Raw genomic sequence first — 21,098 nt, 5'->3', positions numbered from 1 at the left:
ACAGCCTCAACCGGCCCGGGGCGCGGTGGCCGCGCCGGCCGGCAAGAATCAAGGTGCTCAAGGACGTTGGCTGTAGCTAGGCTCACGGCGTGAGTGAGGCAGCAGTCGTCGCGTTCGTGATCGCGGTCTTTCTGCTCAGCGTGGCGCCGGGTCCCGACATGATGTTCATCGTGGCCAACGCGCTCGCCGGCGGGCGGAAGACCGGTGTTGTCGCAGCGCTCGGAGTATCGGCCGGGCTTGCGGTGCATACGGCCCTGGCCGCGTTCGGGTTGGGTGCGCTGCTGCGGGCGGCGCCGTACGTGCTCGAAGTCGTGCGCGTGTGCGGCGCGTTGTTCCTGGTCTATCTCGCGGTGACGACGTGGCAGGCGAGTCGGCAGCTCAACGGGGCCGCGGAAAGCACGCTCCCGGCTCACAAGCGTTCGTTGCGCAAGGTGTACGTGATGGCGTTCCTCACCAACCTGGCGAACCCGAAGATCATCATCTTCTACCTGGCGTTCTTTCCGCAGTTCCTGACGACCAGCGGGGGCAGCTGGCCGGTGACCCTGCAGTTCATGGTGCTGGGCGCGATCTTCATCGTGGTCGGTCTGACCGTCGACGCGTCGGTCGGCCTGCTGTCCGGAACGCTGTCCGAGCAGGTACTCCGCCGGAACGCCGTCCGCCGCTGGCTCGACCGGGTCTCGGCCGCCATCTTCGGTGGACTTGCCGTACGACTGGTCGTGGACTCGGCTCGCTGACCGCGTCATTCCGGCACTGACGCGAAACGCGCCGGCCATCCAGCGTCATGACCACTGCAACTGTTCCCGGGCGGGAACATCCCGGACGGCGGGAGCATCGTCACGCCGCACGTGGCACCGTCCCCGGTGAACGCACCAGGGCCGGGCACGTGAAGCACGTGCCCGGCCCCTCGGCCGCGTCTCTCGCGACTCACTTGTCCTTGCAGTACTTGTCTTCCTTGCCGATGGACCGGTACATGCAGTCGGCGTTCTCGATCAACTGCAGCACCGCGTCCCGGTTACGGCTCGTCTCGCGCTCGATGACCTCGTCGGGCGGGTAGAAGCCGCCGCTGCCCGAGTCCGTCGGATACATCTCGAAGGTGTAGGCGAAGACCTTCTGGTCACCCCACAGCCAGTCGTCGATCGATCCGTCCGTGATGTAGAGGTCGCTGGACTGCTCCGCGGTGTATTTGTTGCTCTTGCCCATCTTCTTGCCCACGGCCTCGAACGCGTCGTGGTCGTCCTGGGTGAGGCCCTCGGCGGTGTCGTCGGTGGTCCACCCGTAGGGCCAGAGCACCAGCTCGCTGTAGGTGTGGAAGTCGATGGCCGCCTTGAGCTGCTGCTTGCCTCCGACCACGCGGGAGCGTGCGAAGTCGGCGACGACCTTCACCTCGGGTGCGGACTCGCCGGACTTGCCTCGGTAGGTCTCGTCGCCGGGATCGTCTGAAGAGCCGCCGCAGCAGCCGAACTTGAAGTCCCAGTTGCGATTCAGGTCCGTGCCCACCTGATCGGAGCCGGAGTTGGGCTGCCGGTTCTTGCGCCAGCTCTCATAGGAACCGGACTTGATGTCGTACTCGCCGCCGTCCGGATTGAGGTCGGGGACGATCCAGATCTCGCGGCCGTCCACGGCCTTCTTTATCCGGTCGTCCGAGTCGTAGTCCTTGCCGAACTCACGCATCAGGTAGAGCGCCATCTCGACGGTGAGGTGCTCGCGGGCGTGCTGGTGGTGGGTGAAGAGGACTTCGGGCTCGTCCTCGTCCTTCTTGACGTTGTCACTGATCTTGACGGCGATGAGGTCCCGGTCCTCGTGGGACTTGCCGATGACCTTCTTGCTCATGATCTCGGGGTTCTGCTTAATGCGCTTGTCGATCTCTTTCATCGCTTCGGCGTAGGTGTGATAGCCGGAGTCGTCGGGCGGGAAGTCGCCTGGCTTGCGGGCCTGTCCGCCTGTACGGGCAGGGGGCCCGCTCAGCTTCTTCAGCTTGTGCCCGAGCTTGCGCAACTTGGCGGCCTGGGCCGAGTCGGCGCTGACGACCACGGAGTGATCGTGGACTTCGTCCAGCGAGACACCGGTGGCGGCGAGTGCCGTGCGGTCTGCGGCGCTGGAGGGCCCCTGGATCTCGTACTGCCTGATGTCCTCGTCCGCGGCCGTGCTGGACGGCCGGTCCGGGGGAGAGGCGGTTGCGTTCGCGGTGACTATGAGCGCCCCCGCGAGAACCACCGCAACCAGGGCGATGAGGGTGTTGATCGGTTTTCGGAATGTGCGAAGTCGCATTGCAGCTCCTCGATAGGGAGGTGGGGGGTGCCCCGAAGCTCGCGATGGCGTCCGCGCGCTTCGGGTCTGGCGATGCGTGTCGTGCGTAGATCCTGACTCAGAACAAGCTGTCGAGCAGCTGGTTCGGGGAACCGGCCATCAGGTCATGGACCTTCTCGCTCGTGGCGTTGGCCACGAGAGCGTCGCGAACCTCGGTGCGGGGAAAGGGAGTCCGCGTTCCCTCGCCGGGGAAGAAGGCCTGGCCGGCGGCGGCCGCACGGCCGGCATGGGCGCCGAGCGCGTAGGGCCGGCCGGATACGACGAGCAGCACGACAGGCGTGCCGGTGGCCGGCAGCGCGTCGGCCAACTGGCCCTGGACGCCGGGCAGGGCGAGGTCTTCGGCGTCGCAGCCTTCGCCGGAGGTGCCGAGGCCGAAGAGCCCGGAGCGGTCGCCGATCACGGCGACGCAGAGCTCCGCCCTTCGCTCAGGCGACGGATGTCCGGACGAGCCGGCTTCCACCTTCTCCTGGAACGCATCCCCCTCGCGTGACGGAGAGCCGCGGTATCGGAGCGGGGCGGCCACAGCAGCCTGAGCAGCCCGTGCTGAAATCCCCGCCGTCGAGCGTCCACGCTCGGGTGAACCCGGTACGGCTGCGGGACCCTGGTCAGTCGGAGTCAGAGATGACGTTCCATGCGCCAATGCGGTCGGAGGCGTCGCTTTCGGTCTCGCACGGCCCAGCGGGTGCCGGGCTTCGAGCCCGGAGAGTGGACCTCTCGATGCGAGGACGGGGCCGAGGACTCGGTTCGTCCGAACCCGAGAGGGCCCGGGGTCAGGAGGCCGCCAGACGGCCCATTCGCGTATGCGCTGGATACACGCTTCGTATACAGCTCTGAGTGTCGGTCGGTGCTGCTCAGGGGCGATGGCTGCCCGGTGGCTGGGCGTCACCGTCCCTCGTTCTCCCTGCCCGTCCTCACAGCCAAGGGAAGCCATGACAGACACCCTCAGACGCGTATCCATGATCGCCGTCACCGGCCTCGGCCTGTGCCTCACTCTTCTCCCGGCCGGACCAGCGCAGGCACAGGCGCCGACGCGCGTTCCCTGCAACGACATCGACGCTCTGAAGACGGCCATCAACAAGGCCAACGCCGGGGGCGGATCCATCGTCCTCGCCTCCCGTTGCGTGTACTCCCTGACGGCGGCCGACAACGCCGACGACGGTCTGCCCGAGATCTCCGGTACGGTGCGGATCTCCGGAGGGGAGCGCACCACCATCCAGCGTTCGCCCGGCGCCAGCGGAGGCTTCCGGATCTTTCACGTGCAGCAGGGAGGCCGCCTCAGCCTGGCCTCGGTCACCGTCCGCGGCGGTGACGCATCCGGTACGGGGGCGGGAGACAGAGGCGGGGCCATCTACAACGACCGCGGAAGACTCACCCTGACCGGGGTGACGGTCAGGAACAACAGAGCGGGCTTCCTTGCCGGCGGAATCTGGAACAACCAGGGCACACTCGCGCTGAAGGACACCACGGTCCATGACAATTCCAGTGACATCGGCGGCGGTGTGGCCACGAGCGGAACGATGACGATGCGGGGCGGCGCGATCCGCGGCAATGTGGCCGGCGACTGGGCCGGAGGGCTCGCGAACGCTGGTGAGACCAGACTGGACGACGCGTCCGTCGAAGGAAACGACGCCGAAGAATTCGGGGGCGGCATCATGACCCTGGACATCAACGGCCAGACCGGGCCGCTGCGCCTGAACTCCACCCGGGTCACAGGCAATATCGCTTCGGTACGCGGCGGCGGCCTCCTCATCGGTTCGGACGAGCCGACGACCCTGTACCGCAGCACCGTCACCGGCAACGCGGCCAACGGCGGCCGCGGTAGCGGCGGCGGCATCCTCAACGACGGCAGTCAATTCGGCGTCATCCTCGGTCCCGACAGCGCCAAGCGGAAACAGAGCAGTGGTGCTGCCGCGCAGATGCTGCCCAAGGTGAACCTCATCCGCAGCGTCGTCTCGATGAACACACCCGACAACTGCGCACCGCCCAACAGCGTCCCGCACTGCGACGCCGTCGGCTCCGCGCCCGCCACGAACACCACGAAACCCGGCAGGAGTTGAGGCGCTGGAGCGCCGGCCCGGGCCGCACACGGCACGGGCCGGCGCTCACTGGCGACATCCACGTTCCTTCAACGGCGAACCGGTGGACGCCCGCCGCGTGCCGACGGCCGCCGGTCGACTGTGCTGTTTGTGACAGGTTGAGTTGGCGTCTGGCACAGACACTCTCGTAGCCCTGGAGCCGAGGCGCTGACGGACAACTTCTCGGCCGGATTCTGCGTCCTCATCTCGGCGTGGTGGTGATTCCACGGCTCACGTTCCGCGGCACACGACCCGTCACAGGGGATGACGTACGTCAACCAGGAGGGGAGGCCCTTATGGCTCAGGGCACGTCGGCTTCGTGCGCCCGGCAAGGCCGCTTTCGCCGCTGGAGCCCCCGAAGGCTGATATCTCTCGGCTGCGTCGGGGGAGTTGCAGTGACGGCTCTGGCGTTCGGTGTTCTGCTGTGGCCTCGATCCGACGTCGTCTACCGTGACCATGAGTCCTCAAGGAGCATGTACCGGGATGAATCACCGCACTATCTGGGGCTGATACGCGAGCGCGCACTGGCCGGGGATGACTCGTATCGATTGGTGATCGGACGGGATTCGAGCCTGACTTATGGGCACTCGGTGGACGTCGACGCCGAAACAAGCGCGGACGGGGTCGAGTCGGCTGACTGGACTGCTGCCGGTGTGCGACTTCAATTCAAGACCGGGCACAGGGTGTTCGTCCCCGCAGAGTACTTCGTAGGGGGACGATGAGGGTGTGCGATGCGTTGACGGACCGTATGTGATGCCGTATCAGCCGAGCTTGCCCGCAATAGCCCACAGGCTACGAAGCCGCTTGCTGCGGTGCTTCGTTGCTGGCCGCTCATGCAAACCCTCGACCCCGGCTTTGCCCTACCTGGCTGCAACACCCTCCGCGCGTGTGGTGGGGGCGTCTTCTTGTGAGCCGCGCGCTCAGTACACCGTTCCATGCATACCTGCTGACCCTTGCGGCCCGCGCAGGCCTACGGCTGCGAGAGCGATGTACAGCTCCGCGCAGGACTCCGCGTCGGCGGTGTGCCGGCCGGTCAGTTCGGCGATGCGTTTGAGGCGGTACAGGACCGTGTTGCGGTGGCAGTGCAGGCTGTCGGCCGCCGCCGTGGTCGACCCGCCGACGACGAACCAAGTACGCAGGGTCTGCATCAACGTGGTCTGTTCTTGCGGGGGCAGAGAGAGGAGCGGACCCAGAACTGACTGGGCCACTTCCTGAGCCATGTCGGGGGAGGCAGCCGCAAGCAGTGAGACAGGCGCGCGGCCGTACAGGTGGGTGCCGGTAGTGCCGTGTGGCAGGCACCGAAGAGCCAGTTGGGCCTGCCGCCAGGCTGCTGGGGCGTTTACGGGGGAGGCGAAGGGGCGGCCGACCCCGACACGGGACGCAGCGATGTCGGTCAACTGGTCGACCGCCATCGCGATGGCCTCTTCATTGGGGAGAGACAGCAAACCCACCCAGGCCCCGGCCTGTTGAGTCCACTCTGAGCCGATTCCGACGGCACGGAGGCGCCGCTGCACGCAGGGCAGCGGCTCGTCCCTGTCCGGGGCTTCGGCGTTCACCACAAGAAACGGGCCCTGGCGGTCGAGGTCCAGGATGCGTACGAACTCCCAGGCACTCGCGTGTGTGCCGGCCCTGCCATCGAGCAGGGTGGTGAGCATCATGCGCCTGGCTGCGGAGTTGCGACGTGACTGTTCCTCGACGGTGGCTCGATAGGAGTCGGCGGCCACGCTGGAGTAGTCGTCGATGACCGTCCAGATGTCAGATGCCATATGCAGCAGTTGGACGGTGCTCTGCTTGTCCACGGCGGTGTTGACCAGCCGGTCCCACAGGAAGCGCCCGGCCATCCGGTAGGCGTGCAGGAGTGCTTCGAGGGGGATGCCCTGTTCTGCCTTCAGCCGCCCGGCGGCGCGGGGCGCGTCCGCTGTCGTGGGCCGTCCCTGAAGCGCCAGGAACATCGTGGACAGGTTGTCGCGCACCACAGTGCGCAACTGGTCACGGCTGAGCAGCGTGCTCTCGGCGTACGACTCCTCGCCCCCGAGGATCTCGTCGGTAAGGTCCTCGGCGAGCCGGCCCGCCTCGGTAAGCAGCCCGCCGATCAGTTCTATGGCCTGGTCATTGGGCCTCAGCTGTGGCTTCACGTGCGCAGTTTAGCCCCCGTGGTTGTGCAACGGCACAATACTGCGGCGCAATTTCCCGTCCCCCGCCTATGGCCCAAATTCGGGGTGCACGGTGAAATCACCGACAGTGTGTTTCACGTGATTTCACTCATGAGGCATGCGCACAAGAAATGGCGGATCGAAGGAGATCGTATGAACACCTGTGACCACGTTGTCGGTGCTGATCCCGCCAGTTGCGTGCTGGTCGCCGCGCGGTGACCGAAGGACATCATGTACGCGTGGCCTTGAGGGAGGCCGGTGACGAGCACGACGCTCGGAAAGTCCGCACCCCGGCCGCATACAGCCACTTGTTTGCAGGCGACTTCGACGGTGAGCTGATCGCTTCGCAGGGGAGGGCTAAAGCACCGTCGCCATGAATGCGTGAGTGTCTTGGACCGGTCACGGCTCCCTGAGCTCCACGGCCAGCCGGGCACTTTCCAGGACGCCTTGACGACGTACAGAGAGGCATCGGCGGCGTGCGCGACGCGTCCGCCCCTGAGGCACTGAAGTACACGATCGTGGAGCCCCCTTCGGCCGCGCCGTTCTGTGATGCGCGGAGAACCGTCGGCTACGAGGCCGCTTCGACCCGTCACCAACCGCACCGCCGCCACCGGGCCACTGCCACCGACTTCATGCTGCGAGCTGACACCGAACCACTGGAGAACCACCATGCTCAACTTGGCCGTCGTCCTGGAGAACTCCGCCCGGGAACATCCCGACCGTGAAGCGCTGATCCTCGGCGACACCCGCATGTCGTACGCCGAAGTGGACGCTGCGGCGAGCCGCATAGCGGCTGCCCTTGCGGCGCACGGCATCAGCCCGGGCGACCGGGTGGCCGTCAGCTGTCCCAACCTGCCGTACTTCCCCTGCGTCTACTTCGGTGCTCTCAAAGCAGGCGCCGTGGTCGTACCCCTCAACATCCTGTTGACCGACCGGGAGATCGCCTATCACCTGGAAGACTCGGCGGCCAAGATCTTCTTCTGCTTCGAGGGCACGGACGAGCTGCCGATGGGCAAGACGGGGCTGTCCGCGTTCGATGCAGTGCCGGGCTGCGATCACTTCGTCATGATCACCGCCGACCCGCAGGCACCGGCTCCGGTCGACAGGGTCACAACGCTCAACGAGTTCACCCGCGGCTGCCCGCCTGCGGTCGAAACCGCCATGACCAGTGAGACCGACACGGCTGTCGTGCTCTACACCAGCGGCACGACCGGCCGGCCCAAGGGAGCACAGCTGACCCACAGCAACATGGTCCACAACGCACTGCTGGCCAGCCGTCAGTTCGGAATGAACCAGGACGACGTCCATCTGCTGGCTCTACCGCTGTTCCACTCGTTCGGCCAGACGGTGCAGCTGAACGCGGCGTTCGCCAGCGGGGCGACAATCGTGCTCCTGCCCCGATTCGATGCCGCTGCCGCCTTGAAGGCAATGGAGCAGGAGAACATCACTTTCTTCGCCGGCGTACCGACCATGTACTGGGCGCTGCTCAGCCATGAGGCCGCAGACCGCCACGACCTCCAGCGCATTGCGCAGAACCTCCGGATCAGCATCTCCGGTGGATCAGCGCTGCCGGTAGAGGTACTGAGGGCGTTCGAAGAGCGCTTCAACGTGCCGATCCTGGAGGGCTACGGGCTGTCCGAGACGAGCCCGATCGCAACCTTCAACCCACGGGACCGGCCTCGTCGGCCGGGATCGATCGGACTGCCGGTATGGGGCGTGGAAGTGAAGGTGATCCGCAACGACGGCACGCAATGCACCGTCGACGAGCCTGGCGAGATCTGCGTGCGAGGACACAACGTGATGAAGGGATACCTCAACCGGCCCGAGGCGACAGCGGAAGCGATCGACGCGCAGGGCTGGTTCCACACCGGAGACATCGGCAAGCGGGACGTGGACGGCTACCTCTACGTCGTCGACCGCAGCAAAGACCTGATTATCCGGGGCGGCTTCAACATCTACCCGCGCGAGTTGGAGGAGGTGCTGCTCACGCATCCCGACGTGAGTCTGGCCGCAGTAGTGGGCGTGCCGCACGAGAGCCAGGGCGAAGAGGTCAAGGCATACGTCATCCCGCGCGCTGGAGCCACTGTCACCGAGGAAGACCTTGTGGCATGGTGCAGGCGCAACATGGCGGCCTACAAGTACCCGCGGATCGTGGAGTTCAGGGACGCCCTGCCGATGACCGCAACCGGAAAGATCCTCAAGCGGGAACTGGCTCAGGACGCAGAGCAAGGAGCCGCTACGAGTACGAACAACCCGCCTCACGAGGGAAGTTGACAGCTCCGCGATCGCCCGGGTGGTGAACGGGACGAGATGGCCCGGCTACCTCTTGACCGCTCGACGCGGACCAGGGCTTCACCCCGTAGGCGAGGGCACGGATGGCGCCGCCCGGAGCGTGCGCGATCCAGATCCACGGAGCGTTGGCTCCTCCTCTTCGGTGGTGGTCACCTGCGCGGCGCACCCGGCTGGTGGGTCACATGTGCGCAGCGCCCGCCTTGATCGCTTCCCGGATCCGGTTGTAGGTACCGCAGCGGCAGATGTTGCGGATCTCGTCGAGGTCGGAGTCGCTGATCTCATGACCGGCAGCCTGTGCTTGCCTGACCTTGGCCACCGCCGCCATGATCTGCCCGGGTTGGCAATAGCCACACTGCGCTACGTCAAACTCCAGCCAGGCCTCCTGCATTGGGTGCAGGTCCTTGCCGACGGTATCCGGCAGGCCTTCGATCGTGGTGATCTCGTCGTCCGGCCCCACGTCCTTGACTTCCACCGAGCAAGGGTTGAAGGCCTTGCCGTTGAAGTGGGACGTGCAGGCTTTGCAGACATTGATGCCACAGCCGTACTTCGGTCCGGTGACGTTCAGTACGTCACGCAAGACCCACAGCAGTCGAAGGCTGTCATCGACGTCGACGGTGACCCGCTTGCCGTTGAGGATGAAGGTGTGCTTGCTCATGATGGGCTCTCAGTAGGTGTGGCTCAGGCCGTCGGACGGGGACGCGGGAATGGGAGGGGTGAACGGCTTGACGTCGAAGGACAGCGTGTCGTGGTAGATCGGGAACCGGGAGGGCATCGTGCCGGTCGCACGGGCGTAGGCCCCCGCGACCGCGGCCACGGATGCGGCCACCCCGGCTTCGCCGGCACCCCCAGGCTGCTCGGAGTCGGAAGGCATCACGATGCACTCGAAGTCAAAGGGGACGTTCCACTGCCGGGTGTAGAAGTAGTTGTCCCAGCTGGCTTCGAGGAAGTGCCCGTCACGCAGGTGAAGGCTGCTGGTGAGGGCGAGCGCGATCCCGTCCGAGACGCCGCCCAGCATCTGGGCCTCCAGGCCCTGTGGGTTGATCACCAGCCCGGCGTCCACAGCGATCACGGCCTTGGTCACCCTGGGCCCGGTGACCGCGTGGTGGATCTTGCGGTTGACGGTCTCGGCTCGACAGTCGATCTCGACGAGCACCGCGGTCGCGCCCTTGTACTCGCTGTGGATCGCGATGCCCTGCGCCATCCCGGCGGGCATCGACCTGCCCCACCTGCCAACGTCGGCGACCTTCTGGAGCACCGCCTTGACCCGGTCGTTCTTGAGGAACGCGAGCCGGAAAGCCAGCGGGTCCTTACCCATCTTGCGGGCGAGCTGGTCGACCACGAGTTCGTTGGCACACGCCACGTCCGGCGAGTAGATGTTGCGCATGCTGCCGGTGTTGAAGCGCGCGTCGGTCTCGTTGAGCAGCTGGGTGACGACGCCGAAGTTGTAAGGGAGTTCCTGGGTCAGCGCGAAGATGCTCTCAGAGAACCCAAGGGCGCCGAGCCCGCTGGGCAGCCTGTCGGCCGTGGCCGTGATCATTTCACCGAGTCCGTGGCTGAAGTCGGTGACCACACTCGTATGCCGCTGCTCGAAGGTCAGCACCTGCCCTGCCAGGTACGTGGCCCGGATCCGCGATGTCGCCATGGGGTGCACGCGTCCCTGCCGAGGCTCGTCGGCGCGATGCCACATCAACTTGACCGGTTTGCCCATCGCCTTGGAGATCTTGGCGGCCTCGATGGCCGGGTCGGCGAAGAGCTTGTGTCCGAACGATCCTCCGCCGGTGACCACGTTGACGGTGACCGCGTTCTGCGGCAGGCCGACGGCCTTCGCGATGTCGCCCTGAGCCACGATCGGCACCTTCAGCCCGGCCCACACCGTTGCCCGGTCCGATCGGACGTCGGCGATCGCACAGTTCGGCTCGAGCGCGGCGCTGCTGCGGAACATGAAGGTGAAGTCCGCCTCCACCCTGCGCGCCAGTACAGGGACCTTCGGGACCGCCAGCGGCAACTCGGCCTTTTTCAGCCGAGCCAGGATCGATTCGTCGGACTCGCCCTCGACCGGGCCCGGGTTCCACTGCACGTCGAGGGCGCGCACCGCGTCGATGCACTGCCCGAATGTCTCGGCGCGAACAGCGACACCTGTGTCGACCGTCGCCACATCCGTTACGCCCGGCATGGCAAGCACCGTGGCGCGGTTACGTACAGACTTCGGCGAGCCGTTCAGAGTAGGCGGACGGCAGACCATGGTCGGCAACGCATCCGGCAGGTGCAGGTCCAGCGTGAATTTCTTCTCCCCCGTAACCGCACGGCGGGCGTCCTCCCGCCGGTGGGGCTTGCCGATCACCGAGAAGTCCGACGTGTCCTTGAGCTCGACCTCCACGGCCTTGACGGTACGGCTGGCGGCCTTGGTCGCCAGCGAGCCGTACGTCACTGACGACCCGTCAGGCGCTGAGACCACACCCATCTTGGATTTCAGCAGCTCCACGGCCGAGCCGAGCTCGATCGCCGCAGCTTCCAGCAGTGCCTTCCTGGCGATCGCCGCGGCGACTCGTACAGGTGTGAAGGTCGAGACCGTGGTGTTCGATCCGCCGGTGAGCTGGTTGAGCATCAGCTCCGGTCGGGCCGGCGCCAAGGCCACGTGCACCTTGTCGACCGGCAGGTCGAGCTCCTCGGCGATGATCATCGCTGTCGATGTGGTGATTCCCTGGCCGACTTCCATGCGCGGAAGCTCGAACGACGCGGTGCCGTCATCGTGGAGCACGATCTTGATCAGCGCAGACGTGGGGCGCGCGGCGTCGGTCTGCAAATCCTCGAGATCGTACAGTTCCGGGATCTGGGGTACTGAGCGCACTGCTGCTTGAGCAGGTGTGCTCAGCCCGAGGTCGGCGGCCACGGCAAGTGTGGCTCCACCCAGCACATAGCCAACGAACGCGCGGCGGCCGACCCGCGCGCGCTCACCGCCCCCGGTAGTGCGGCCACTGTTGTCAGGGACGTTGGTCATCGGCCATTCCTTTCCTATCCCGCTTGTCCGCTCTCGAGATCGGCCGGCAGATACGTTTCCGGGACCGCGCGGCAGGGAGCACTTGGCACAACCAGTCGTCGGCTCTCGATCAGCGAGCGGACCAGAGCCTAGAACTGCTCAAAGACCTGGTCTCTAGGCCGAGCACCAGCGAAGCGGGGCGGCAGGTTGTGCGTGAGCACAGTGGGAGGCGGCCATTCGCACAAGATGAGAGTGCAACGAGGAGGCAGTGAAAGCAGACAGTGAAAGGATCCGTCCGCTGCATGTGGGCGCCGGGGAACCCGCCAGTTCCCTGATCGCCGGAAGACGACCCGCGCCGCCTTTCGGAGTTGTCGTCCAGAGCTCATTCGTGCCTGAACGGCGTCCGGACCAGCCACGGCCGCATTCCAGGGAGCGCACCGTTGCGCGGTCTGCAGGGGAACCAAAAGCTCCGCACAGGAGTCCGCACCTTCGGTTCGCCGACCACTTGGGCCCTTGCTGTACCTGCTGGGTCTCATGACAGGACGGACTTATGCTGGCTGTCATGAGGCGGACATCCTTTGCGCAGTGGCCCTGCTCGATCGCGCGGACCATGGATCTACTCGGGGACTGGTGGACGCCGTTGGTCCTGCGGGAGGCGTTCTACGGTGTCCGGCGGTTCGATGCGTTCCAGGAGACGCTGGGGATCGCCCGCAACACATTGACGGACCGGCTGCGGCGGCTGGTGAAGGAAGGTCTGCTGGAGAAGCAGCCGTACCAGACGGAGCCGGTCCGCTACGACTACGTGCTCAGCGCCAAGGGGCGCGACTTCTACGGCGTGCTGCTGGTGATGAACCGGTGGGGGGATCGCTGGCTGGCAGGTGAAGCGGGCCCGCCGGTAGCGATGCATCACGAGACGTGCGGGCAGCAGAGTCATGCCGAGGTGGTGTGCGCCGCCTGCGGCGAACCGATGACATCGGAGAACACCCGCCCCCGGATGGGCCCCGGCTATCCACCGCACCTGGCCCAGCGGCCGGATGTGCGGGAGCGCTTCGCGGACTAGCTCAGGAGCTCCGTGTGAAGGCGTCCGCCCTTGACAAGTAAATCTATCTACGCAACTTTACTGGTCAGAGCCTTGATTCGAGAAGTCCCGGATGGGGAGGAGGCGCGGGATCGTGGAGTGGACGGGCGCGCGCTATGCGGACAAGCCGACGGTCGAGGTCTCCACCTGGATCGCCGCTCCGCCGGCACAGGTGTGGACGTTGGTGTCCGACGTCGAGCTGATGCCGCGGTTGAGTTCCGAGTTGCAGTCGGTGGAATGGCTGGAAGGCGGGAGCGGCGCCGCTCTGGGAGCACGCTTCATCGGCAGGAGCAAGCATGAAGCACTGGGGGAGTGGGCCACCACGTCCCACATCGTCGAGTACGAGCAGCCGAGAGTCTTCGCCTGGGCGGTCGAGGATCCCCAGCACCCGACGGCGATATGGCGCTTCGTATTGGAGCCGCACGACGGTGGCACGCTGCTGCGGGAGTGGATGCAGATGGGGCCGGCTCGTTCGGGCCTCTCCTTCGCCATCGATCGCATGCCGGAGAAGGAGCAGAAGATCGTCTTCGTGCGCATGCGGGAGTTCGAGGCGAACATGACCGCCACTCTCGGAGCGATCAAGAAGCTGGCCGAGAGGGACCGCACCGCTGGAGAGGCGAGTCTGTAATGCGTACGTCCACCACGATCGAAGCCTCCGGAGGCGACTGGCGGGAGCTGGTCGACTACGTCACCGAGGCGGAGAAGCTCGGCTTGGACATCTGCTGGGTGGCGGAGGCGTGGGGCTCCGAGGCGCCCTCCCCGTTGGGCTACCTCGCGGCGAAGACCGAGCGCATGCTTCTCGGATCCGGAATCATCCAGCTCGGCACTCGCACTCCGATGGCCATCGCCCGCGCTGCGATCACGTTGTCGCAGATTTCGCAGGGCCGATTCCTCCTCGGCTTGGGCCCCTCTGGGCCGCAGGTGATCGAAGGGCTGCACGGTGTGCCGTTCGACCGGCCGCTGTCCCGGATGCGCGAGACCGTAGCGATCGTGCGGCAGGCCACGCTCGGCGACAAGATCTCCTATTCCGGGCGGGAGTTCCAGATCCCGCTGCCTGGCGAGGCGAAGCCGATGCGGCTGTCGATGCGCGCCGAGTACGACATTCCCGTATACCTGGCGACGCTCTCGCCGAAGTTGCTGCGCCTGACCGGTGAGATCGCCGACGGCTGGCTGGGTACCAGTTTCGTGCCTGAGGGCGCCAAGAGGGCGTACTTCGACCACCTGGACGAGGGGCTGGCCGGCGCCGGACGTACCCGCTCCGATCTCGACATCTGCCAGGGCGCAGAGGTCGCCTTCGCCGAAGACGAGGACGCGCTGCGCGCGATGGTGGCCGGACGCAAGAAGGAGTTGGCCTTCAGCCTCGGTGGCATGGGCTCCGCGACCACGAACTTCTACAACAACGCCTACAGCCGCCAGGGATGGCCCGAAGTGGCGGCCGAGGTCCAGACCCGTTGGCAGGCCGGGGACCGGGACGGCGCAGCGGGTCTGATCACCGACGAGATGGTGCTGGCGACCACGCTGATCGGAACCGAGGACATGGTTCGCGAACGGCTGCGCGTGTGGCACGACGCCGGCATCGACACCGTTCGGTTCTACCCCGCCGGCGAGACCCTTGAAGCGCGCCTCGCCACCCTGGGCCGGGCCATCGACCTGGCCCGCAGCGTCGCGGACGAGGCGGCAGAGTAGCGTCCCGGCCACGCCTCTCGGAGAGGTCTGCTATGCGGCGGCCGCCCACGAGGTGACAGTTCAGGTCAACGGTGCACGATCACGCCGTCCGCTGCCAGGCTCGACATCAGCGGGTAGCGGGAACAGCATGCAGGTGCTGGTGGCGTGGGCGAGCAGGCGGTCCGCCGCATCGACCAACTGTGCCTGGGCGAGGGCGGTCTGGCTTCCACTGCTGATGACCGTGCCGATGGCGCGGACCGTGCCTGTGTCCAGGGTGACCCGCCGAAGGAACTTCACTGTCAGGTCCAGCGACGTGTACCCCGTGCCCTGTGGCAGCGTCGACTGGACGGCGCAGCCTGCCGCCGAATCGAGCAGTGTCGCGTAGACCCCGCCGTGCATGCTGCCGATGGGGTTGTAGTGCTCTTCTCCTGGTGTCAGCGAAAACACCACGCGCCCCTTCTCCACCTCCTGGAGCCCGAAGCCCAGAGTGGCGCCCACCGGGGCCGTGGGCAGGACGCCGGCCTGAAGGTCGCGCAGGAAGTCCAGGCCGGAAGTGCGCCCGGCGGCAGCTGCGGTGAGCGCCGGGTCCCCCCAGTCGTATGTCCGTGTCCGTCCCACGATCTTGCTCCTCCCGGCCTCGCTCTTCACGGAAAGCTAGCCTCCTGCTTCTCTGACTGTCAATCTTGAAGCCAGGGGAGTAGCCTGCCGGAATGGAGTGGCTTGAGGCGAGCACCGAGAACTGTCCGGTTCAGATCTCGCTGGGTGTGGTCGGAGAGAAATGGACGTTGCTGATCCTGCGCGACGCCTGCAACGGAGTCCGCCGTTTCGACGACTTCCGCCGCCACATCGGTCTGTCGGAGGCGATCCTCAGTAACCGGCTCCGGAAGCTGACCGCCGCCGGCATCTTGAAGACCGTGCCTTACCAGGAGCCCGGCAGCCGGTCCCGCAACGAATACCGCGTGACCCGCAAGGGGTGGGATCTGTGGCCCGTCCTGGTGGCGTTGAAGCAGTGGGGAGAAGCGTACGGCGACGACTCGTCAGGGCCGGTTCTCGATCTGCGGCACGACGAGTGCGGCGCCCCAGTGCGGGTGGTCGTCGGGTGCACCGAGGGCCACACCGACCTGGCCCCCTCCGAGGCGACGGCCAGGCCGGGGCCGGGCGCCCGGATGCGCTGACCCGGTCCCCGCAACACCGCTGACGGTCACGCTCGTTCCCGTCTCCTCCATCGCTGGCCGGTGTCCTGCACGGTGCACGTGTGCGCTCGCAGAGCGACGGCGCGAACCAGGTCACTCCTCGCTGACGGGCGGGGGCGGGACTGGTGCGAACTCCACTTGCGCCGGCTCCACGGGCGTGCCGGACTCCTCGACGAAGGACACCCGGACGCGACTAGCGGAGCCGTTCACGAAGGGCAGAGCCTTCAAGGGCTTCGCAGACGGGAGATGCTCGTCGCCCCACTGCTGCAGAGCGGCCACGACGAGTTTGAGCTCCTCTCCTGCCGGAGTAAGGGCGTAGGCGTCCCGTGTCCGTTGACCAGGCTGACGGTAGGGAATTTTCTCCATGATGCCGTGCTCGACCAGGCTGGCCAGGCGGGCACTGAGAACGTCAGTGGCGATGCCGAGCCTGTCTCGGAACTCCGCGAACGTACGGCGCCCGAGAAGTGCTTCGCGGAGAAGGAGGAAAGTCCACGGGTCGTTCAGCACTCCGAGGCTCCGGGTGATCGCGCACGAGCTGACCAGTGCGTCGGAGAGAGCTTTGGACCGCGGAGCCATGACCCTCATCGTACTGCGACTAGCCCTGGCCGACTCCGGCGCTGATCAGCGACTCGGGCGTACGCGTGGCCGCCTCGTTTGGCGCCACACCGCCCCAAACCCTGGAGAAACTTGCTCAGTTGACGTTGCCCTGGGCCACCCCGCACGGTCTGCGGCAACCGATCTCCGGGTTCCGTGATCCGCCGCCTCGCCAGGCCGAGTAGCCACACTCTTCCGGTAACACAACGCACCAGTTCGCGGTGGCCAGCTCGGTCTCTGCACGGCCACGTCGTACCGACTGCCGGGTCCGACAGCTCGTGCTGCATCTCCCTCAAGCCGGGCTCAACGAACGTGAGTTGGTTTAACCAACTCAGATGCTAGGGTCACGCCATGGCGTTGAAGAGCGACGTGGGTGAACGTTCCCGGAGGCCCCGGGATTTGGGCAGGCGGGGATCCTTTTTCGCTGCGGCTGCCACGCTCGCTCTGTCCTTGTGGTCCAGTGGCGCCCCGAGCGTGCTCTATCCGCTGTACGCGGAGGCATGGGACCTGACGCCGCTCGTCGTCACCTCGGTCTTCGCGACTTTCCCTGTTGCGCTGATCGTCACGATGACGCTCCTCGGTGATCTTTCGGATGCGATCGGCCGACGGCGAGTGATGATGTGGGGAGTCGTGCTGATCGCTGCGTCCGCTGGGGTCTTCGCGGTCGCGCCCGCCGTCTCCTTCCTGTTCGTCGGCAGAGTGCTCCAGGGTGTCGGCGCCGGCTTGGCGATGGGCGCCGCAAGTGCCGCGCTCTGGGAGAACAACATCTCGTCGAATCCGAGACTGGCCAGCTCCGTCGCGACCGTCTCGACGTCGACAGGACTTACGCTCGCGCTCGCGCTGTCGGGCGCCCTCGCGCAGTTCGCCCCCCTGCCGCTGGTGTGGAGCTACATCGTCCTGCTCGTGCTCGCCGTCGCGACCGTGGGTGTCCTCGCTGCGGCACCCGACGATCGCGGCGCGAACGTCCGCAGGTGGCGGCCCCGTCCACTGCGACCTGCGCCGGGTATCCGCCACCCCTTCGCGATCGCCACCCTCTCCGTCGCGCTCGCGTACTGCATGGGCGCGGTCTTCCTGTCTCTCGGCGCGCACATGATCCGGCAGTTCGCACAGACCGACGATCTGTTCGTCATCGGTGTCCTGCTCGCGTGCTCATCGGCGGCCATCGGCGTCACCGGTCTGTTCCTGGGCCGGGTCCCGGCGTATCGCGCAGCGCGGATCGGCGCGGTGAGTGCCCTCGTCAGCCTCGTCCTGATGGCGCTCGTCGCGGGGACGGGCTCGATCGTGCTGCTCCTGGCCTGGTGTTGTGTCGGCGGTGCGGCATACTCGTTCGCTTTCACCGGCGGACTCGGCGTCATCAACCACGCCGCTCCTGGCCGCCACCGCGGAGCCACACTCTCTCTGCTCTACCTCTTCGCCTACCTTCTCCAGGCAGGCACCGCCGTCGGAGTGGGCGCCCTCGCCACGGCGTTCGGTCTCGGCATCGCCATCACGGCGGCGGCCGCTTTTCTCACACTCATCTGCTTGACGGTCCTCACGCTCGCAAGGACCCTGCCCAAGGCTGAGCGGTCGAAATGACCCGCGTTACGGGGGCGCTGGCGGGCTCGGGAGAGCGGTATCGGCACTGGCCTCGACACCGGTCCGCGCCCGCGGCAGTGGTCGCGGGCGGCGCGCTCACCGCCCCGAAAAGGGGGCACGCCCCACTGCCGGTATTGGTCGATGAAGGCCTGGCCCGCTCACGATTCGAGGAATTCAAGTACCTGTGAGACGAATTCGTCGTGGTACTGGAAGATCCCTCCGTGCCCGGCGTCTGGGTAGAGGGGTACGAGTTCGCCCTGCGGCAGCCGTGCGGCCAGGTCGAGTGTGTTCTCACTCGGTACCATCCGGTCGCTCTCGCCGTTTGCCACCAGCGCCGGATGGTGAATGCGCGACAGGTCTGCCGGCGTCTGGAGGCCCCATCGGCGGATGGCCTTCAACTGGGCACGGAACGACCACAGTGTCATGGCCTTATCGCGGTCGTCTGTGCGCTCCTTCAGCCGTTCCAGGAAGGCGCGCCCTGCCCGTCGGCCGCCCTCGGTGCCGGTGAAGAAGAGGAACTGCTCAGGATCCTGGCGGGTCAGGGCTCCTTTCAGCATGGCTCGGATGGTGAGCGGCGTGACCTTGTCGATGCCGGGGCCTCCGGCGGGGCCCGTGCCCGCGAGGATGAGTTTGCGCACGAGGTGCGGATCCTCTGCTGCGATGACCTGGGCGATGAAGCCGCCCATCGACAGGCCGAGCAGGTCGGTCTGGTCGAACCCGAGGGCCCGGATGAAGAGCACGGCGTCGTGGGCCATCGCCTCGATGGTGTCGGGCGTGGAGCCGCCTGACGCACCGACTCCGCGGTTGTCGAAGGTGATCACCGGGCGTCGGGCCGCGAGTCCGTCGATCACGCGTGGATCCCAGTTGTCGAGGACAGCGGCCAGGTGGTTGAGGAAGATCAGCGGTACGCCGTCCTTGGGGCCGAGCTGCCGGTAGGCGAAGTCGACGCCGCGTACGGACACGGATCGAGTCGGTGCGCTCTTGTACGACGACGGGGTGGGGGTGGGGGAACTGTGCGGTGCACTCATGACCGGGTCCTGGGGATAGTGAGGGTGCGGGATCGTCGCGTTGCCCAAGGAGGTCTTCACCGGTTGTCCGGCGGGGGATTGTCTGTCCTCACGTCATCGCGACGACGACCTTGCCGGCCTTCGCGCGGCCCTGCTCGACGTACTCCATGGCCTCCCGGGTCTCCTCGAACGGGAAGACCCGGTCGAGGACGGGGCGGATCTTCCCGGCGTCGATGAGCGGTGTGAGTTCGCGCAGTTGGTCGCCGCTTGCCTTCATGAACAGGAACGAGTACGTCACGTTCCGGTGCTTGGCGCGGCGCCGGGTCTTGAAGCTCAGCGCGCTCATCGCCAGTCGGAGGATCGCGTTCGCGCCCAGTTCGCGGGCGAAGGCCGCGTCGGGAGGACCTGCGATGCTGATGACCTTCCCGCCGGGCTTGAGTACGTGCAGGGACTTCTCGAGCGTCTCGCCGCCGAGGGTGTCCAGAACGACGTCGTAACCGTCGAGGACCGTCTCGAAAGTCTGCTGCTTGTAGTCGACGGCGACGTCCGCGCCGAGTTCCTTCACCAGGTCGATGTTGGCCGTGCCCGCGGTGGTGGCGACGTGTGCGTCCAGCTGTTTGGCCAGCTGGATGGCGGTGGTGCCGACGCCGCCGGAGCCCGCATGGATGAGGATCTTCTGGCCTGGCCGCACCTGTGCCCGTTCGACCAGCGCCTGCCATGAAGTCAGGGCGACGAGGGGAAGGCAGGCGGCCTCCGCCATGGTGAGTTTGGCCGGTTTGATCGCCACGTCGTCCTGGTGGACGGCGATGAGTTCGGCGAACGTGCCGATGCGGTCCTTGCCGGGCCGTGCGTAGACCTCATCGCCCACCGCGAACCGTGTGACGTCCGATCCCACCTGGACGACCACCCCGGCGAGGTCGTTGCCCAGGATGAGCGGGAGCCGGTACGGCAGGATCGCCTTGAATTCCCCGTCGCGGAGCTTGAGGTCGAGCGGGTTGACGCTCGCCGCGTGGATGTGGACCAGGACGTCGTCGGCACCCACCCTCGGCTCGGGCATCTCGCGGGCGCGCACCCCGTCCTTGTCGCCGTACCGCTCGATCACGAAGGCCTTCATCGTCGTCTCCGTTTCTCGTCCGTGCGGGAACGGGTCCTTGTTCATTCTGGGTTTTATTCCGGAACAGGACACTTTGTGGCGTTTGCTCGGGTGTCCCGGAGCTCAGCTTGTGTGTCCTGGAGCCCAATCTGATGCGGCGGGCGGCCGGCGCCGGCTCCCCGTCCGGTGCCGAAGTTCGCCGTGCCGAGCGCGTACTCGAACACGCGCAGCCCGGTTCGGCGTCCGAAGGACGTGTAACGCATCAGGTCCGTCCTCACTCCAGGAAATCGACAGCAGGGAGGCGGTGCGGCGAGACGTGCCTCACGCCGCATTCGGCGAAGCGGCCAGGCTCTGCCTGACGTACCGGGTGGTCTCGTCGGCGAGGATCTCCGGTTGGCCCGTCTCGATGCCGCGCAGGGCCTGTGCGGCGACATCGGCGGGGTCGGTCTTCTGGTCGGCGGGAACGTGCGCGGCCATGTCGGTGTCCATGTATCCGACGTGCAGCGCCGAGACGGTGATGCCGTTGGGTGCCAGCTCCTCACGTGCCGCGTCGGTCAGCGCCCATGCCGCCGCCTTGGCCGCGGCGTAGGACCCGAGGCCGGCGGGGTGCCACCAGGACAGGACGGACAGGACGTTGAGTACGGCGCCGCCGCCGTTGCCCCCGATGACGGGGCTGAAAGCTCGCGTCACGGCGAGCGGACCGAAGAAGTTCGTCTCCATCTCCAGGCGCACCGCGTCCAGGCCGCCCGCGATCAGCGGCGTGGCGGTGGAGATGCCCGCGTTGTTCACCAGAAGCGTCGCGTCGGATGCGGTGCGGGCCGCGGTCCGGATCGACTCCTCGTCAGTCACGTCCAGCCGCAGCGGGGTGACCTCCGGGAGGTCCACCGTTTCCGGGCGGCGGGCCGCCGCGTACACCTTCGCTCCGCGCTCCACGAGCTGGGTGGCCAGATGCCGCCCGAGCCCACGATTGGCGCCGGTGACCACCGCCACTGCGTCCTTCAGTTCCATGCCTGCCTCCCAGCGTTGCCGACGCTGCTGAGCCGTCGCGCAATTTAGATTACGATGACAATCTAAAGCCTAGTCTAGGAT

The 21,098-nt window shown here is 66.7% G+C and carries 17 protein-coding genes and 1 pseudogene; 8 read left to right on the top strand and 10 right to left on the bottom strand.

The genetic code is table 11. The annotated features are described in order from the left end of the window. Positions 1-89 precede the first annotated feature (89 nt). Positions 90-734, top strand: a complete 645-nt coding sequence (locus QQM67_RS12695; protein ID WP_314173877.1) for a LysE family translocator — start codon at positions 90-92, stop codon at positions 732-734. 190 nt (positions 735-924) lie between these two features. Here QQM67_RS12695 and QQM67_RS12690 read toward each other — a convergent pair whose 3' ends face one another. Then, entirely contained in the window at positions 925-2,268 is a 1,344-nt protein-coding gene (locus QQM67_RS12690) for a M14 family metallopeptidase (protein ID WP_314173876.1), read from the bottom strand. A 220-nt stretch (positions 2,269-2,488) separates the two neighbouring features. After that, positions 2,489-2,959: pseudogene (locus QQM67_RS30640) on the bottom strand (glycoside hydrolase family 3 C-terminal domain-containing protein); the annotation flags it as partial. Between the two features lie 277 nt (positions 2,960-3,236). Here QQM67_RS30640 and QQM67_RS12680 point away from each other — a divergent pair. Further along, positions 3,237-4,364, top strand: coding sequence for a hypothetical protein (locus tag QQM67_RS12680; protein WP_314173875.1), 1,128 nt, complete (start codon positions 3,237-3,239; stop codon positions 4,362-4,364). Between the two features lie 938 nt (positions 4,365-5,302). Here the strand turns inward: QQM67_RS12680 and QQM67_RS12675 are convergent. Further along, complete coding sequence (locus QQM67_RS12675; RefSeq protein WP_314173874.1) at positions 5,303-6,517, bottom strand: PucR family transcriptional regulator; 1,215 nt, start codon at positions 6,515-6,517, stop codon at positions 5,303-5,305. A 687-nt stretch (positions 6,518-7,204) separates the two neighbouring features. On the opposite strand from QQM67_RS12675, the gene QQM67_RS12670 reads away from it, so the two are divergent. Then, positions 7,205-8,809, top strand: coding sequence for a long-chain-fatty-acid--CoA ligase (locus tag QQM67_RS12670; RefSeq protein ID WP_314173873.1), 1,605 nt, complete (start codon positions 7,205-7,207; stop codon positions 8,807-8,809). A 196-nt stretch (positions 8,810-9,005) separates the two neighbouring features. Here the strand turns inward: QQM67_RS12670 and QQM67_RS12665 are convergent, their stop codons facing one another. Beyond that, positions 9,006-9,482: a (2Fe-2S)-binding protein gene (locus QQM67_RS12665; RefSeq protein WP_314173872.1), complete on the bottom strand. Its 477-nt coding sequence runs from the start codon at positions 9,480-9,482 to the stop codon at positions 9,006-9,008. A 9-nt stretch (positions 9,483-9,491) separates the two neighbouring features. After that, a complete protein-coding gene (locus QQM67_RS12660; protein ID WP_314173871.1) occupies positions 9,492-11,825 on the bottom strand; it encodes a molybdopterin cofactor-binding domain-containing protein in 2,334 nt (777 codons plus the stop codon). Between the two features lie 589 nt (positions 11,826-12,414). Here QQM67_RS12660 and QQM67_RS12655 point away from each other — a divergent pair. The 3 genes from QQM67_RS12655 to QQM67_RS12645 all read left to right on the top strand — a co-directional run bounded on the left by QQM67_RS12655 (position 12,415) and on the right by QQM67_RS12645 (position 14,568). Further along, the gene (locus tag QQM67_RS12655) at positions 12,415-12,864 is read left to right on the top strand and encodes a winged helix-turn-helix transcriptional regulator (RefSeq protein WP_314173870.1); all 450 of its coding nucleotides are present in this window, start codon (positions 12,415-12,417) and stop codon (positions 12,862-12,864) included. Between the two features lie 112 nt (positions 12,865-12,976). Continuing rightward, positions 12,977-13,510 carry an SRPBCC family protein gene (locus QQM67_RS12650; RefSeq protein WP_314173869.1) on the top strand — a complete coding sequence of 178 codons (534 nt, stop codon included), beginning with the start codon at positions 12,977-12,979 and terminating at the stop codon, positions 13,508-13,510. After that, complete coding sequence (locus QQM67_RS12645; RefSeq protein ID WP_314173868.1) at positions 13,510-14,568, top strand: LLM class flavin-dependent oxidoreductase; 1,059 nt, start codon at positions 13,510-13,512, stop codon at positions 14,566-14,568. The genes QQM67_RS12650 and QQM67_RS12645 overlap by 1 nt, the downstream gene beginning before the upstream one ends. A 60-nt stretch (positions 14,569-14,628) precedes the next feature. On the opposite strand, the gene QQM67_RS12640 is transcribed toward QQM67_RS12645, so the two are convergent. Next, complete coding sequence (locus QQM67_RS12640) at positions 14,629-15,165, bottom strand: PaaI family thioesterase (RefSeq protein ID WP_314174462.1); 537 nt, start codon at positions 15,163-15,165, stop codon at positions 14,629-14,631. 92 nt (positions 15,166-15,257) lie between these two features. On the opposite strand from QQM67_RS12640, the gene QQM67_RS12635 reads away from it, so the two are divergent. After that, on the top strand, positions 15,258-15,722 hold the full coding sequence (locus QQM67_RS12635) for a winged helix-turn-helix transcriptional regulator (RefSeq protein ID WP_314173867.1): 465 nt from the start codon (positions 15,258-15,260) through the stop codon (positions 15,720-15,722). A gap of 111 nt (positions 15,723-15,833) precedes the next feature. On the opposite strand, the gene QQM67_RS12630 is transcribed toward QQM67_RS12635, so the two are convergent. After that, the gene (locus tag QQM67_RS12630) at positions 15,834-16,247 is read right to left on the bottom strand and encodes a winged helix-turn-helix transcriptional regulator (protein ID WP_314173866.1); all 414 of its coding nucleotides are present in this window, start codon (positions 16,245-16,247) and stop codon (positions 15,834-15,836) included. 438 nt (positions 16,248-16,685) lie between these two features. Here QQM67_RS12630 and QQM67_RS12625 point away from each other — a divergent pair, with 438 nt between their 5' ends. Further along, a complete protein-coding gene (locus tag QQM67_RS12625; RefSeq protein WP_314173865.1) occupies positions 16,686-17,909 on the top strand; it encodes an MFS transporter in 1,224 nt (407 codons plus the stop codon). A 158-nt stretch (positions 17,910-18,067) separates the two neighbouring features. Here QQM67_RS12625 and QQM67_RS12620 read toward each other — a convergent pair whose 3' ends face one another. The 3 genes from QQM67_RS12620 to QQM67_RS12610 form a co-directional block, all read right to left on the bottom strand. Beyond that, positions 18,068-18,937 (bottom strand): alpha/beta fold hydrolase, encoded by an 870-nt coding sequence (locus tag QQM67_RS12620; protein ID WP_314173864.1) that lies wholly within the window; start codon positions 18,935-18,937, stop codon positions 18,068-18,070. A gap of 88 nt (positions 18,938-19,025) precedes the next feature. Next, positions 19,026-20,030, bottom strand: a complete 1,005-nt coding sequence (locus QQM67_RS12615; RefSeq protein ID WP_314173863.1) for an NADP-dependent oxidoreductase — start codon at positions 20,028-20,030, stop codon at positions 19,026-19,028. A 300-nt stretch (positions 20,031-20,330) separates the two neighbouring features. Continuing rightward, positions 20,331-21,017, bottom strand: a complete 687-nt coding sequence (locus QQM67_RS12610) for an SDR family oxidoreductase (RefSeq protein ID WP_314173862.1) — start codon at positions 21,015-21,017, stop codon at positions 20,331-20,333. Positions 21,018-21,098 lie beyond the last annotated feature (81 nt).

The sequence above is a fragment of the Streptomyces winkii genome, from assembly GCF_032248595.1.
Taxonomy (GTDB): Bacteria; Actinomycetota; Actinomycetes; order Streptomycetales; family Streptomycetaceae; genus Streptomyces; species Streptomyces winkii.
The sequence above is the reverse complement of the archived record's forward strand: the minus strand, read 5'-3'. Positions and strand labels throughout refer to the sequence as shown.

Coding starts and splice junctions, on each gene's coding strand:
- QQM67_RS12690 (WP_314173876.1), bottom strand. CDS start 2,268: ATGCGACTTCGCACATTCCGAAAACCGATCAACACCCTCATCGCCCTG.
- QQM67_RS12680 (WP_314173875.1), top strand. CDS start 3,237: ATGACAGACACCCTCAGACGCGTATCCATGATCGCCGTCACCGGCCTC.
- QQM67_RS12670 (WP_314173873.1), top strand. CDS start 7,205: ATGCTCAACTTGGCCGTCGTCCTGGAGAACTCCGCCCGGGAACATCCC.
- QQM67_RS12665 (WP_314173872.1), bottom strand. CDS start 9,482: ATGAGCAAGCACACCTTCATCCTCAACGGCAAGCGGGTCACCGTCGAC.
- QQM67_RS12660 (WP_314173871.1), bottom strand. CDS start 11,825: ATGACCAACGTCCCTGACAACAGTGGCCGCACTACCGGGGGCGGTGAG.
- QQM67_RS12655 (WP_314173870.1), top strand. CDS start 12,415: ATGGATCTACTCGGGGACTGGTGGACGCCGTTGGTCCTGCGGGAGGCG.
- QQM67_RS12645 (WP_314173868.1), top strand. CDS start 13,510: ATGCGTACGTCCACCACGATCGAAGCCTCCGGAGGCGACTGGCGGGAG.
- QQM67_RS12635 (WP_314173867.1), top strand. CDS start 15,258: ATGGAGTGGCTTGAGGCGAGCACCGAGAACTGTCCGGTTCAGATCTCG.
- QQM67_RS12625 (WP_314173865.1), top strand. CDS start 16,686: ATGGCGTTGAAGAGCGACGTGGGTGAACGTTCCCGGAGGCCCCGGGAT.
- QQM67_RS12620 (WP_314173864.1), bottom strand. CDS start 18,937: ATGAGTGCACCGCACAGTTCCCCCACCCCCACCCCGTCGTCGTACAAG.
- QQM67_RS12615 (WP_314173863.1), bottom strand. CDS start 20,030: ATGAAGGCCTTCGTGATCGAGCGGTACGGCGACAAGGACGGGGTGCGC.
- QQM67_RS12610 (WP_314173862.1), bottom strand. CDS start 21,017: ATGGAACTGAAGGACGCAGTGGCGGTGGTCACCGGCGCCAATCGTGGG.